The 12,652-nt window shown below is 63.9% G+C and carries 13 protein-coding genes; 2 read left to right on the forward strand and 11 right to left on the reverse strand.

Annotated elements, in window-relative coordinates; translation table 11 throughout:
- Positions 1-41: 41 nt before the first annotated feature.
- Complete coding sequence (locus ACN9MU_RS27950; protein ID WP_260115156.1) at positions 42-167, reverse strand: hypothetical protein; 126 nt, start codon at positions 165-167, stop codon at positions 42-44.
- Positions 168-276: 109 nt separating this feature from the next.
- Here ACN9MU_RS27950 and ACN9MU_RS27955 point away from each other — a divergent pair, with 109 nt between their 5' ends.
- Complete coding sequence (locus ACN9MU_RS27955) at positions 277-1,071, forward strand: hypothetical protein (RefSeq protein ID WP_426319258.1); 795 nt, start codon at positions 277-279, stop codon at positions 1,069-1,071.
- 408 nt (positions 1,072-1,479) lie between these two features.
- On the opposite strand, the gene ACN9MU_RS27960 is transcribed toward ACN9MU_RS27955, so the two are convergent.
- The 7 genes from ACN9MU_RS27960 to ACN9MU_RS27990 all read right to left on the reverse strand — a co-directional run bounded on the left by ACN9MU_RS27960 (position 1,480) and on the right by ACN9MU_RS27990 (position 7,935).
- The gene (locus ACN9MU_RS27960) at positions 1,480-1,623 is read right to left on the reverse strand and encodes a hypothetical protein (RefSeq protein WP_426343768.1); all 144 of its coding nucleotides are present in this window, start codon (positions 1,621-1,623) and stop codon (positions 1,480-1,482) included.
- Between the two features lie 125 nt (positions 1,624-1,748).
- Positions 1,749-1,943 (reverse strand): hypothetical protein, encoded by a 195-nt coding sequence (locus ACN9MU_RS27965; RefSeq protein ID WP_426319259.1) that lies wholly within the window; start codon positions 1,941-1,943, stop codon positions 1,749-1,751.
- Positions 1,944-3,254: a chemotaxis protein CheW gene (locus ACN9MU_RS27970; RefSeq protein ID WP_426319260.1), complete on the reverse strand. Its 1,311-nt coding sequence runs from the start codon at positions 3,252-3,254 to the stop codon at positions 1,944-1,946.
- Between the two features lie 3 nt (positions 3,255-3,257).
- The gene (locus ACN9MU_RS27975; RefSeq protein WP_426323868.1) at positions 3,258-4,802 is read right to left on the reverse strand and encodes a methyl-accepting chemotaxis protein; all 1,545 of its coding nucleotides are present in this window, start codon (positions 4,800-4,802) and stop codon (positions 3,258-3,260) included.
- Between the two features lie 160 nt (positions 4,803-4,962).
- A complete protein-coding gene (locus tag ACN9MU_RS27980) occupies positions 4,963-6,465 on the reverse strand; it encodes a tripartite tricarboxylate transporter permease (RefSeq protein ID WP_426319261.1) in 1,503 nt (500 codons plus the stop codon).
- A 9-nt stretch (positions 6,466-6,474) separates the two neighbouring features.
- A complete protein-coding gene (locus tag ACN9MU_RS27985; protein WP_426164866.1) occupies positions 6,475-6,936 on the reverse strand; it encodes a tripartite tricarboxylate transporter TctB family protein in 462 nt (153 codons plus the stop codon).
- A 21-nt stretch (positions 6,937-6,957) separates the two neighbouring features.
- Complete coding sequence (locus ACN9MU_RS27990) at positions 6,958-7,935, reverse strand: tripartite tricarboxylate transporter substrate binding protein BugD (RefSeq protein ID WP_426164868.1); 978 nt, start codon at positions 7,933-7,935, stop codon at positions 6,958-6,960.
- Positions 7,936-8,069: 134 nt separating this feature from the next.
- On the opposite strand from ACN9MU_RS27990, the gene ACN9MU_RS27995 reads away from it, so the two are divergent.
- Complete coding sequence (locus tag ACN9MU_RS27995; protein WP_426319262.1) at positions 8,070-8,813, forward strand: substrate-binding periplasmic protein; 744 nt, start codon at positions 8,070-8,072, stop codon at positions 8,811-8,813.
- Here ACN9MU_RS27995 and ACN9MU_RS28000 read toward each other — a convergent pair.
- The 3 genes from ACN9MU_RS28000 to ACN9MU_RS28010 form a co-directional block, all read right to left on the reverse strand.
- On the reverse strand, positions 8,799-10,553 hold the full coding sequence (locus ACN9MU_RS28000) for a chloride channel protein (RefSeq protein ID WP_426319263.1): 1,755 nt from the start codon (positions 10,551-10,553) through the stop codon (positions 8,799-8,801). The two genes, ACN9MU_RS27995 and ACN9MU_RS28000, sit on opposite strands and share 15 nt — an antisense overlap.
- Complete coding sequence (locus ACN9MU_RS28005; RefSeq protein WP_426319264.1) at positions 10,550-10,969, reverse strand: MarR family winged helix-turn-helix transcriptional regulator; 420 nt, start codon at positions 10,967-10,969, stop codon at positions 10,550-10,552. Before ACN9MU_RS28005 ends, ACN9MU_RS28000 begins: the two co-directional genes overlap by 4 nt.
- 90 nt (positions 10,970-11,059) lie before the next feature.
- Entirely contained in the window at positions 11,060-12,652 is a 1,593-nt protein-coding gene (locus tag ACN9MU_RS28010; RefSeq protein WP_426343769.1) for a mechanosensitive ion channel family protein, read from the reverse strand.

The raw sequence follows: 12,652 nt of genomic DNA on the forward strand, positions 1-12,652 counted from the left end.
ACAGCGGTGTCTTCGCCATCCGGCACCAAGCGTTTAACGGCTTAGGAAGGACGGGTGCTGGTCGGGAACGGCCAGGCGGCTGCCGGGGCGATCACGGTTTTTGCTGCCGGAGCGGCGGCTGGAGCTGGGGCTGCAGCAGCAGGTGCTGGTGCGGCGGCTGGCTTCACAGCTTCCTTCTTGGGAGCAGCTGGTTTCTTAGGAGCGGCCTTTTTAGGGGCAGCTGGTTTAGCAGCCGGAGCTGCAGCCGGTGCTACGGCTACTGGCGCAACAGCTGGCTTGGCTGCTGGCTTAGCCGAGGCTTTTTTTGGGGCGGCCTTTTTAGCTGCAGGCTTGGCAGCTGGTTTTGCGGCGGCTTTAGGAGCGGCTTTTTTAGCAGCTGGCTTGGCAGCAGCTTTCTTGGCAGCTGGCTTCTTGGCGGCTGGCTTGGCAGCAGCTTTAGGAGCGGCCTTCTTGGCAGCAGGCTTGGCAGCGGCTTTCTTGGCAGCTGGTTTCGCAGCAGCTTTCTTGGCGGCTGGCTTGGCAGCAGCTTTCTTGGCAGCTGGCTTGGCAGCAGCTTTCTTGGCGGCTGGCTTGGCAGCGGCTTTAGCTACGGTCTTCTTGGCTGCTGGTTTCGCTGCAGCTTTCTTGGCAGCTGGCTTAGCTGCTACTTTCTTGGCAACGGCTTTTTTAGCTGCTGGTTTAGCGGCGGCTTTCTTGGCTGCTGGTTTTGCTGCTGCTTTAGCTACAGTCTTCTTGGCTGCTGGCTTGGCTGCTGCTTTCTTCGCTGCTGGTTTTGCTGCTGGCTTAGCAGCGGCTTTCTTCGCTACTGGCTTAGCTGCTGCTTTCTTGGCTGCTGGTTTTGCAGCTGGCTTGGCGGCGGCTTTCTTGGCTGCTGGTTTAGCGGCTGGCTTGGCAGCGGCTTTCTTGGCAGCTGGTTTAGCAGCTGGCTTAGCTGCGGCTTTAGCGGCCGGCTTGGCGGCAGCTTTCTTTGCTGGAGCAGCTGCTTTAGCGGCTGCTGGTTTCTTCTTAGCGGCGGTTGCCATTTTTAGTTCTCCTTCATCTGGGATGGGAAAAATTCACGCACAAATTTAAAACCCGTCCGGCCCTGCGCTGGACCAGGCGAATTATTCATCGGCACAAACAGGGTTGCGGTTTGCGCTAATGAATTCGGCACCCAGCTGAACTGCTGCACCTCCTCACAAGTGCAGCGCTTCAGCCATCGATTCCTGCGCCGGTGCTTGGCAGCGCAGGACTCAAATTCTTTGTCGCGACGATTGCGCGGGTGGGGCGTCAACTCAGCTCCTCGACCCTTCGCCGGGCCACTTGGTACGACCAGCGTTCAAAGAAAAAACCGCCCGGCCTGATCGAGTGATCAGGAGAGCGGCTTCGCTGTCGTCGTGTGGTCTTTAAGCATACTTATGCGTTTTTGGTTCCCATTATTTTTCGATTTTTGCGGTAACAACACACCCGAAAAAACAGTGCTTGCAAATTCACGCGATTTCAAGTTCGCAAAGTACACGAAAGCTTGTCGATGCGCAACCAGCACGAATGATTTTCTTCTTCTTTTTTTGCGCCGATCTGCGAGTTCGCGCACATTGAAACGCGCATCGCGCGCCGCTCACGCGCTTCGATCGACCATCGCATGGTCGACCACCTTCGCATAACGCCTTTAGGTAAAGGCTGTATAAAAAGTGAAGCGCCCCGGCCTGCGTTTGGGCGCGAGACCGGGACGACTGATGACGGCGTTTGAAAATTTTTTTTCGTCGCGATTACGCGACATGCAAAATTCGCTGCATCACGCGTTCGAGATCAAGCAAACAGGTGCTGTGCGTGCTGCCATCTGTTTGCGGCAACTCCACCACCTCATGCGATTCGGCTGACAGTCCTTGCAGCGCCGCCGAGGCCTTCATCAGCGACGGTGCAGCGAAGCGCTTGCCGTCATCGACCGTGACGATGTCGGCCACCTAGTCGACTACCAGGCCGTAACGCCCTTCTTCGCGCTCGATCACCAGCACCTTGCCTGCATCTTCGCCGGCGTCCATCCCGTACAGGCGGCGCAAGTCGACCAGGCTGATGAGCTGTTGGCGCAGGTTCAGCACCCCGCACAGGCAGTCGGGCATGCCGGGCGGGTGGCTGATGTCGCCGCCGTGGTCGATGATCTCGCGCACTTGCTTCAGCTCCAGCGCGAACAGCTCGCCCACCCGGAAGCTCAAGTAGACCTTGCGTCCGGCGCGCTGGCTGGCTGCCGCCGCCCCGCCCTGGTCGGCTGGATACAGCCGGCGATGGCCCAGGTCCATCTCGCCGATCTCGCTGCGCGAGAAGGTGCCCGCGTGGTCCAGCAGGATCACGTCCTCTTCACCGGGCCGCGCCACGCAACCGGCAAACATCGCACAGCGCTCCTTGCTCAGCAAAGGGATCGGCAGCACTTCATCGCTGGTGAAATGCAGGATGCTTTCCACTTCGTCGACCAGGAATCCGATCGTCGCCTCGCCGATGCGGGCGACCAGGATGCGCTGTTCGGCATCGGCTTGCGCGGGCAGGCCGCCGGCCAGCGCGGCAAAGTCCACCACCGGCACCTGCAGCCCGCGGAACAGCATGCGGCCGCGGCACAGGGGACTGGCCAGGATGGACGCGGCCAGTTCGGGCACGCGAACGATTTCCTGGATCGCCTTCATCTCCATCGCGAACCGGGCGCCGGCGGCACGGAAGCTGATCGCGTGGCGGCGCTCGCCGACCACCCGCATCTGGCGCCGCGATTCGGCGCCGGCGGCGCGCATCGATTGCACCTGCGGCACGTTCTCGATATGCACCAGGCGGTCGATGTCGAGCACCTGGACCAGGCGCAGGCCGTCTTCCAGCAAGATGGTGCCGGCTACTACCCCTTGTGTCGATCCCTCCGCATAACGCAACCGGCTGCGTTGTTCGGGCCGCACGCGCAGGATTTCGCCGGTGGCGTGCACCAGCAGGCCGACCTGCGCTTCTTGGTAGTCGATGATGGCGATCTTGTCCGAAGCTGCGGCCGCAGGCGCCGACGGATCGGACAGGCGGCCCAGGTTGACCACCGGGATCACGCTGCCGCGCAGCGTGAACATGCCTTCCAGATAAGATGGCGCGAGCGGCACGCTGGTCATGCGATCGGGAAAGTTGACCACTTCCCGGATGCACAGTGCGGGCAAGGCGAACTCGCTGCCGCCCAGCATGAAAGACCCAAACAGTTCGACCGCCGCCGCGGCGTCCGCCTGCGGCGCCGCCGACACCACACGCGAGGCTTCCACGGCTTACACCACGAAACCGGCGACCAGCTTGTTCAATTCCCCGGCGCGCGAATTCAGGCTGGCGGTCGACGAGGCAATGCTGTCGCAGCTGCCGGCGGACTGCTCGGCCGCTTCGGCGATATGGTTGATGGCCACGCTGACCTCGCGCGCCGACAACAGTTGCTCACGGGCTTCGTGCGAGATTTCGGCAATGGCTTCGCTGGTCTTGCCGACGCCCTTGACGATGCGGTCGAAGGCTTCGCTGGCCTGGTGCGAGATGGCGGTGCCGGTATTGACCCGCTTGACCGACTCGCTGATCAGCTTGGAAATCTCCTTGGTCGCCTGCGAGGAACGCTCGGCCAGCTTGCGCACCTCGTCCGCCACCACCGAGAAGCCCAGGCCATGTTCACCGGCGCGCGCCGCTTCGATGGCCGCGTTGAAGGCCAGCATATTGGTCTGATTGGCAATATCGCTGATCACCTTGACGATCTCGCCGATGTCTTCCGACGAACGATTGATCAGGTCCATCGCCTCGATCGAGCGCGCCACCGCCTTGGCGCCCGCCTCGGCTTCGTCCTGGGTCGACTTGGCCAGTTCGTTGGCCTGGCCGGTGCTGGTGGCAATCGCATCGATCGAACGGGTCAGGCCGTCGACCGTGGCGTTCATCTCCTCGACTGTCGCACCCAGCTCCTGCGAACCGCCAGCCACTACGCCGGCACGGTTGGCGATCTCCTCGGCATCGTCGGCGAAGGCGGTGGCCGACATCACTACCTGGCCGATCACGCCGCGCAAGTCGCCCATCATCTTGCCGATCCCTGCGCCCAGCTGGTCGAGCGGCTCGTCGCCGGCCAGCGGCACCTCGGCCGTCAGGTCGCCCTTGGCCGCGCGCGCCACCGCATCGAGCAGGCGCTCGATCCTGGCGGCGTCGCTGGCTGCCTTGTCCTTGATGCCCTGCTCCATCAGCACCTGCTCCGTGATGTCGTTGGCGAACTTGACGATTTTGAAAGGCGTGCCGTTCATGTCCAGGATCGGATTGTAGGTAGCCTGGATCCAGATCGTCTTGCCGCCATTGCCGACGCGCTTGTAGCGGCCGCCGTCGAATTCGCCGCGGTTCAATTTTTGCCAGAAGCGCTTGTAGTCGACGCTGGCCGCGTAGTCGCTCTCGCAGAACATGCGGTGGTGTTCGCCCTTGATGTCGTCCAGCGTATAGCCCATCGCATCGAGGAAGTTGCTGTTGGCGGTGAGCACATGGCCGCCCATGTCGAATTCGATCATGGCCTGCGCCTTGTCCATCGCGCTGACCTTGCCCTCATACTCTGCGTTGCGCAGCTTGGTGGCCGTGATGTCGGTGGCGAACTTGATTACTTTATAAGGCTTGCCGTCGGCGTCGAACACCGGGTTGTAGGAAGCGTTGATCCAGATTTCACGCCCGCCCTTGCCAAGGCGCTTGTACTCGCCGTGCTCGAAATGGCCGCCGCGCAGGCGTTCCCAGAATTGCTTGTATGCTTCGCTGGCCACGAACGCGCTGTCGCAAAACATCGCGTGGTGGCGGCCCTGCACCTCGTCCAGCGTATAACCTGACCGGGCTGTTCATTTGGGTGAGCCCCTGTATGGATTGTTGCCACTGAGAATTTTCAGTATAGACAGCGCCCTGCGGGGATACTCACGCTTGTCACCGTTGTCGACCCACAACGAAACAACGCCCGGCGTGCCGGGCGTTGTCAGTTTATTACTCCTCGTGGAAGGCTTCTTCCCGCTTCTTGCGCAAGGAAGGCGACAGCACCACCGCCAGCGCCAGCACTGCCAGCGCCAGCAAGGTGGCACTGATCGGACGGTTGAGGAATACCATCGGGTCGCCATGCGACAGCGTCATGGCGCGCCGCAGGTACTCTTCCAGCATCGGCCCGATGATGAAGCCGAGCAGCATCGGCGCCGGCTCGGCATCGAGCTTGGCGCAGATATAGCCGAACACGCCGAACAGCGCCATCAGCCAGACGTCGAACTGGGCGTTATTCAGGCTGAACACGCCAATCGCACAGAACATCAGGATGGCCGGGAACAGGCGGTGGTAAGGCACGGTGATCATCTTCACCCACAGGCCGATCATCGGCAGGTTCAGCACCACCAGGAACAGGTTGCCGAACCACATCGACACGATCAGGCCCCAGAACAGATCGGGCTTCTCCGTCATCACCGCCGGTCCCGGGGTAATGCCCTGGATGATCATGGCGCCGATCATCAGTGCCATCACCGGGTTGGACGGGATGCCCAGCGTCAGCATCGGGATGAAGGAAGTCTGTGCGCCCGCGTTGTTGGCCGATTCCGGCGCCGCCACGCCTTCGATGGCGCCCTTGCCGAACTCTTTTGCGTTCGGCGACACCTTTTTCTCGAGCGAGTAGGAAGCGAAGGAAGCCAGCATCGCGCCGCCGCCCGGCAGGATGCCCAGCGCCGAACCGAGGAAGGTGCCGCGCAAGACCGGCGCCAGGATGCGCTTGAAGTCTTCCTTGTCCAGCATCAGCCCCGACACTTTCTTCATCAGGATGTGACGCTCTTCATCATGCTCCAGGTTGCGCACGATCTCGCCGATGCCGAACATGCCCATGGCCACGATTACGAAAGAAATGCCTTCAGCCAGTTCCGGCATGTCGTAGGTGTAACGTTGCTGGCCCGAGTTGACGTCTGTGCCGATCATGCCCAGGAGCAGGCCCAGGATCACCATGCCGATCGCGTTCAGCAAGGAACCGCTGGCCAGCACCACAGCCGCCACCAGGCCCAGCACCATCAGCGAGAAGTAGTCGGCCGGGCCGAACTTCAGCGCCAGGTCGGCCAGCGGCGGCGCAAAGCACGCCACCACCACGGTGGCCACCGTGCCCGCGAAGAAGGAGCCCAGGGCCGCCGTTGCCAGCGCCTTGCCGGCATGTCCCTTGCGCGCCATCTGGTAACCGTCGATGGCGGTCACCACGGAGGATGACTCGCCCGGCAGGTTGACCAGGATGGCCGTGGTGGAGCCGCCATACTGGGCGCCATAATAAATACCGGCCAGCATGATCAGCGCCGCCACCGGCGGCAGGCCGAAGGTGGCCGGCAGCAGCATGGCGATGGTGGCGATCGGGCCCAGGCCCGGCAGCACACCGACGGCAGTGCCGATGAAGACGCCCATCAGGCAGTACATCAGGTTGGTCAGGGTGAAGGCGGTTTCAAAGCCCAGACCCAGGTTGCTTAAAATTTCCATGCCCGCTCCCTAGAAACCGAGCCAGGGGCCGAGCGCAGGTATCGGCAATCCCAACAATTTAATGAACAGCACATAGGCGAAGGCCGCCAGGCCGATGGCCAGCAGTGCCACTTCTTTCCAGCGGAACTTGGGGCTGGCATACGCGCTGACCAGCACCAGCACGGCTGCCGCCGGCACCAGGCCGGCGCCGCGCATCAGGACGCCGAACAGCACCACGGCCAGCGTAACCAGGGCCAGCGGCTTGAGGTGCAGCTTTTCCATCGGTTCGCCGTGGCGGAAGAAGGAACGCAGCACCCCCGCCGCGCCGATCACGGCCAGCAGGATGCCCAGCACGACCGGGAAGAAGGCCGGCCCCATGCGGAAGGAAGTGCCCATGTTCAGGTCGCCGCGCGTGAACACGGCGCCCAGCCCAATGGCGATGAAGATCACCCCGATCCAGAAATCCTTCGGGTGACGAATTGCGGAAGACATCAGAGACTCCTTGGCCGGCGCTTAGTCGGCGTAAACACCAGCTTTGCTGATGATCGGGCCCCAACGGTCGATATCAGCCTTCAGGTGCGCACGCAAGGCTTCCGGCGTGGCGCGCTTGGTTTCCACCGGCTCGGTGCCGAGGTCGGCGAAGCGCTGCTTGACGGCCGGATCCTTCAGCGCCACCTGCAGGGCGCCAACCAGGGTGTCGATCACTGGCTTCGGCGTGCCTTTCGGTGCGTACATGCCGTGCCACACCGCCACTTCAAAGCCAGGAACGCCGGCTTCGTTCAGGGTCGGCACGTCCGGCATCGACGGCACGCGGGTCTTGGTGGTGACGCCGTAGACCTTCACCTTGCCGCTCTTGATCTGGCTGGTGGTGTTGGTGGTCTGGTCGCACATGAAGTCCACCTGGCCGCCCAGCAGGTCGTTCATGGCCGGGCCGGTGCCCTTGTATGGCACGGTGGTCAGGTCGGTCTGGATGGCGGACATGAACAGCATGCCGCACAGGTGGGACGCCGAACCGAGGCCGGCGTTTGCGTAAGTCACCTTGGCCTTGTTAGCTTTTACATAAGCCAGGAATTCCTTGAAATCCTTGGCCGGGAAGTCCTTGCGCGCCACCAGGGTCATTGGCACGTCGGTCACCAGGCCGATCGGCTCGAAGCTGTCGATGGCGTTGTAGCTCAGCTTGCGGTACAGGGCCGGCGCGGTGGAATGGCCGATGTGGTGCAGGAAGATGGTGTAGCCGTCCGGAGCCGCCTTGGCGGCGCGCGCCGCGCCAATGGTGCCGCCGGCGCCGCCGACGTTTTCCACAACGATCTGCTGTTTCAGCTTGGTGCCCATGGACTGCGCCAGCAGGCGCGCCACGGTGTCGGTCGGTCCGCCGGCTGCGAACGGCACGATCAGGGTGATCGGCTTGGTTGGGTAGCTCTGTGCCTGCGCGAGGCCGGCGCCGAACAGGGGCAGGCATGCCATTGCGGTGATGAGGGCGCGTCGTTTCATGTGGTTCTCCAGTTGCTGATTAATTGTTGGATTTGCGCTACTAGTAATGTTGTACCAGCAATTATTGGAGGACACAAGTCGGGCCTGTCAGTTTGATTGACTTCGCGCCTCAAGACGCACATGATTGGCTGATCATGGCTCCCAAGCTGCACCTTGCCGCATCGTTCCTGGCGCTGCCTTTGGCGGCGTCGGCCGGCTCGCTCCAGCTGTTTACCGAGTACACGCCGCCCGACATCATGCGCGATGGCGAACGGATCGTCGGCATCTCGCCGGACAAGGTGAAGGAAATCATGGCGCGCGCCGGCATCAGCTACACCATCGAGATCATGGCGTGGCGCCGCGCCTACGAACTGGCGCTGCGCACGCCGGCTTCCTGCGTATTCTCCACCTCCCGCACGCCGGAGCGGGAAGCCCTGTTCAAATGGGTTGGGCCGCTGCGCGAAGTGGACTGGACGCTGTACGGCCTGGCCAACCCGCCGTTCCGGCTCGCCACGCTGGATGACGCCAGGCACCTGCGCATTGGCGGCTACAACGGCGACGTGCGCGCCCAGTTCCTGCTGGACCGCGGCTTCAAGGTGGATATTGCGCCCGACAATTTTTCCAACCCGCGCAAGCTGCTGGGAGGCCGTATTGACCTGTGGGCGACCAGCCACCAGCTGGCCAACGGCGTGCTGGCGCAGGAAGGCCTGCTCGGCAAGATCGTGCCCCTGCTGACCTTCCACACCTCGCGCGCCTACCTGGCCTGCAACAAGGCGGTGCCGGACGCGCAGGTTGCCGCCATGTCGGCGGCCATGGCGGAAATGGTGAAAGACGGTACCTCGACTGCGATCGACCGCAAGTATGCCAACTGGCGGCCAGCGCCCTCACCCACCCGCTGACCTGGGCAAGCGCAAGCGCCGGAAGCGGTGGCGCCGGTGCTCCTCGTTGTCGAGCGAAAGCGAGGACTTGACCAGGTCGCTGCGGCTGATCACGCCCACCAACTGGCGGCTGCCGGCATCGGCCACCACCGGCAAGCGCTCCAGTCCGTGCACCGCCAGGCGCACCGCCACCGTGCGGCAAGTTTCGCCGCGCAGCGCCACAATCGGGGCGTTCACGCCATACAGCTCGCGCACGTGCACGGCGTGGCTGGCCTGCACCAGGGTCGCGCGATCAAGCATGCCCAGCACCGCGCCATTGCTGGTGACCGGATAGGCGCGGTGGCGCTGCGCCGCGCCGAAGTGGGACGCCAGCACGTCGGCAACGCGCGCATCCGCGTCGATCGACACCGGGGCGGCCGTCATCACCTCCTCCACGCTATGCCGCTCCAGCGGATCGATGCCGTATTCGCGGTAGATATGGTGGCCGCGGCGAGCGATCTTCTCGGTCAGGATCGAACGGTGCATGGTGATGACGGTGAAGCCATAGGCCACCACCGAGGCTGCCAGCACCGGCAGCAGCGCATTCGCATCGTGCGTCAGCTCATAGGCAAAGACGGTGGCCATGATCGGTGCGCGCATCATGCCGCCAAGGGTGGCTGCCATGAACACCAGCGGCCAGACCGCTGGCGAGCCACCCGGCAGGTAGGGCGCCAGCAGCGTTCCCACGCCGGCGCCCAGCATCAGCAAGGGCGCCAGCACGCCGCCCGACGTGCCCGAGCCGAGCGCGATCAGCCACATCACGGCCTTGGCCGCCAGCAGCGTCGCCACCACGCCGGCGGCCAGGTGGTTTTGCAGCAGGTCGCCGATCACGTCATAGCCGACGCCCAGCGCGCGCGGCTGGAAATAGCCGCCGATGCCGATCGCCACGGCGCCCAGCGCCGGCCACCACATCCAGTGCAGCGGCAGCTTGTGGAAGCCGTCTTCAATGCGGTACAGCGCGGTCGACAGCAGCCACGCCATGGCGCCGCACAGCACTCCGGCCACGGCGCAGGACAGCAAGGCTACCGGCGGCAGCTGCGGGCTTTGCTGCGGGAACAGCGGCCCCGCTTCCATCAGCAGCGGCCGCAGGAAACCGGCCACGGCGCAGGCAATGGCGACCGGCAGCAGGCTGCGCGGGCGCAGTTCGAACAGCAAGAGTTCAACCGCCAGCAGCAGCGCCGCGATCGGCGTGCCGAAGACGGCCGTCATGCCGGCCACCGCGCCCGCCACCAGCAGGGTCTTGCGCTCGGCATCGCTCAAATGGAAATGCTGCGCGAACAGCGAACCGACCGCGCCGCCGGTCATGATGATCGGCCCCTCGGCGCCGAACGGCCCCCCACTGCCGATGGCAATGGCCGAGGCCAGCGGCTTGAGCACCGCCACCTTGGGCGACATCGCACTGCGCTTGAACAGGATGGCCTCGATCGCCTCGGGAATGCCGTGGCCGCGGATCTGCTCCGAACCATAGCGGGCGATCAGGCCAATCACCAGTGCGCCAATCACCGGCACCACGATCACCCAGGCGCCCAGCGCATGGGCGGACGGCGCTTGCGGCGCGGTCGACAGGGACTGGAAAAAGAACAGGTTGGTGAACAGCGAAATGGCCTTCAGCAGCAGCCAGGCGGTACCGGTGCTCAGCATGCCGATCAAGGCAGCCATGGCGCCAATCTGCAGCAGGCGCGCGTCGCCGCTGAAATCGCGGCGTGGATCGTACGGTTTCATGGTGTGGCGGGCAGGTTGGGAACGGTGAATACGCCGTGCAGCGATTGCAGTTCGGCGCGGTGGATGGCAGCCAGGCGCAGCAACACTTCTTCGCCGGCGGGCAGCAGGTGGACTTCGACCCGGCGCCGGTCTTGCACATGGGGGCGGCGCTGCACCAGCCCGGCCGCCTCGCAGCGGCCCAGCAATGCGACGACGCCATGCTGCTGCGCCTGCAGCCGTTCGGCCAGCTCGCCGACGGTGGCCCAATCGCGGCCGGGAAAGCCCTTGATATGCAACAGCAGCAAATACTGCAGTGGCGTGATGCCTTCGGCCTGGGCCGCGTTCTCGGAAAAGCGCTCGAAGCGCCGCATCTGGTAGCGGAATTCGGACAGGGCCATGAAGTCGGCCTTGGCCAGGGTATCTGGTGGAGACGGCATTTTTATATCACGATATGATGTAATTAGCCGGTCATGATACCACCGTTTTTCTATCTGCAACCAGGCCGGCCAGCGCTGCCTGTCGCGGGATCACGCCGCCGGCTTTGACCTCGCAGGCGCCACGATGTGCGGTTGCTGCGGCTCCTGGGTGAAGTGCGGCGACATGATCTGGACGCCTTCGCGATTGAAGACGTCGACCACCTGCTGGTGTAGTAGGCTGAGCAGCTCGGCACGGCTATTGGGCGAGCTCAGTACCGAGCATGCCACGAGCTTGTATTCGATATAGAAATCGGACAGGGCGCTCTGGATCACATACGGCCGCGGTTCCGCAGCAATGCCCTCGGTGGTCGCAGCCGCTTCCTCCAGCATGGCGTAGACCTGGCGCCAGGGCGTGTCATACCCGATGGTCACGCTCGTATCGACCACATAAGCGCCCGGCACGGCGCGCGAGTAATTCTTGATCGTATTCGACAGTACCCAGGCATTCGGCATTGCCACATCCACGCCCATGCCGGTGCGCACGCGGGTATCGAAGATCCCGGGTTCAACCACCGTGCCCTGCACGTCGCCGATGCTGACGTAGTCGCCCTTGCGCAGCGCCCGCGTATACATCAGGATCAGGCCTGCCGCACCCTGGCCGACAATGCTGGAGGCGCCGATCGACAGCATCAGCCCAGCCAGCACCGTCACCCCCTGGAAGGCCGCCGTGTGCGAACCGGGCAGGTAGGGGTAAGCCATGGCCAGCGCAAACAGCCAGATCACCACCTTGCCCAGGCGGCGCGTCGGCACTGCCGTATCGCGATCGAGCCAGCCGAAATGCAGCTCGCCGCTTTCGATGCGCTTGAAAACAGAGGCCAGCGTGGCGCTGGCAAGGCGCGCCACGACAACAATCACGGCAACGAGCAGCAGGCCGGGAATCGCATCGGCCACGTTGCCGGCGATTTCAGCGGCGGTATCGAGCAGGAATTGCTGCAAGCGTTCGCCCCAGTTGCGCGCGAACGGAATCCGCGCGAGCACAAAGGCCAGCCAGACGTAAGCGGCCAGCAGCCCCAGGAACCAGGCCGCAACATCCATGGTGAGCCGCATGAAATGGATCAGGTGTTCCGCATCGAGCACGCGCACGTTGCGCACCCGGACCTGCGCCAGGCGCCGCCCCAGGATCGCCTCCAGCCGGCGCCGGCCCTGGCGGCGCAGTGCCGCCAGCACCCACAGGAACAAGGCCAGCGCGCAGCTGGCCAGGGCGCACAAGGCCAGCGCTTGCGCGATATAGGCCGGGCTGCGCTGCTCGCGGCGTTCCAGCAGAGCTTTGTTCAATTGCGCGGCGCTTTCATGCGCCAGCAGCTCGGTGGTATCACCCGCCAGGGCGTTGACGTCGCCGGGAGACACCAGGAACAGCAGCGAGCCGTCCAGCAGGACTTGCGTACCCTCGGCGATCGAACGGGTGCTGGCCTGCTGCGGACCGCCTTGCGCAAGCGCGCGTTCGAGGCGTTTCTCTGCAGCTTCGGCGCGGTCATGTGGGGGATAGCCGCTCAGCATCGCGCGGAACACGAAGACTGTCCGGTTGCCGACGGTGAGCCGCGCGAGCGGCGCCTCTGGCTGGGCCGCCGGCGTGGCACTTGGCAGTGCGTGGCTCAACTGGCTGAACGTCAGCAGAAAAAGACAGAAAAGCGTGCGTAGCAGCAT

Source organism: Pseudoduganella sp. R-32 (assembly GCF_049913245.1).
Classification (GTDB): Bacteria; Pseudomonadota; Gammaproteobacteria; order Burkholderiales; family Burkholderiaceae_D; genus Rugamonas.

What these genes read in the sequence shown, in the direction of transcription:
- ACN9MU_RS27960 (WP_426343768.1), bottom strand. Translation starts at nt 1,623, where the DNA reads ATGCGATGGTCGATCGAAGCGCGTGAGCGGCGCGCGATGCGCGTTTCA.
- ACN9MU_RS27980 (WP_426319261.1), bottom strand. Translation starts at nt 6,465, where the DNA reads ATGGAAATTTTAAGCAACCTGGGTCTGGGCTTTGAAACCGCCTTCACC.
- ACN9MU_RS27985 (WP_426164866.1), bottom strand. Translation starts at nt 6,936, where the DNA reads ATGTCTTCCGCAATTCGTCACCCGAAGGATTTCTGGATCGGGGTGATC.
- ACN9MU_RS27990 (WP_426164868.1), bottom strand. Translation starts at nt 7,935, where the DNA reads ATGAAACGACGCGCCCTCATCACCGCAATGGCATGCCTGCCCCTGTTC.
- ACN9MU_RS27995 (WP_426319262.1), top strand. Translation starts at nt 8,070, where the DNA reads ATGGCTCCCAAGCTGCACCTTGCCGCATCGTTCCTGGCGCTGCCTTTG.
- ACN9MU_RS28000 (WP_426319263.1), bottom strand. Translation starts at nt 10,553, where the DNA reads ATGAAACCGTACGATCCACGCCGCGATTTCAGCGGCGACGCGCGCCTG.
- ACN9MU_RS28005 (WP_426319264.1), bottom strand. Translation starts at nt 10,969, where the DNA reads ATGCCGTCTCCACCAGATACCCTGGCCAAGGCCGACTTCATGGCCCTG.
- ACN9MU_RS28010 (WP_426343769.1), bottom strand. Translation starts at nt 12,652, where the DNA reads ATGCTGCTACGCACGCTTTTCTGTCTTTTTCTGCTGACGTTCAGCCAG.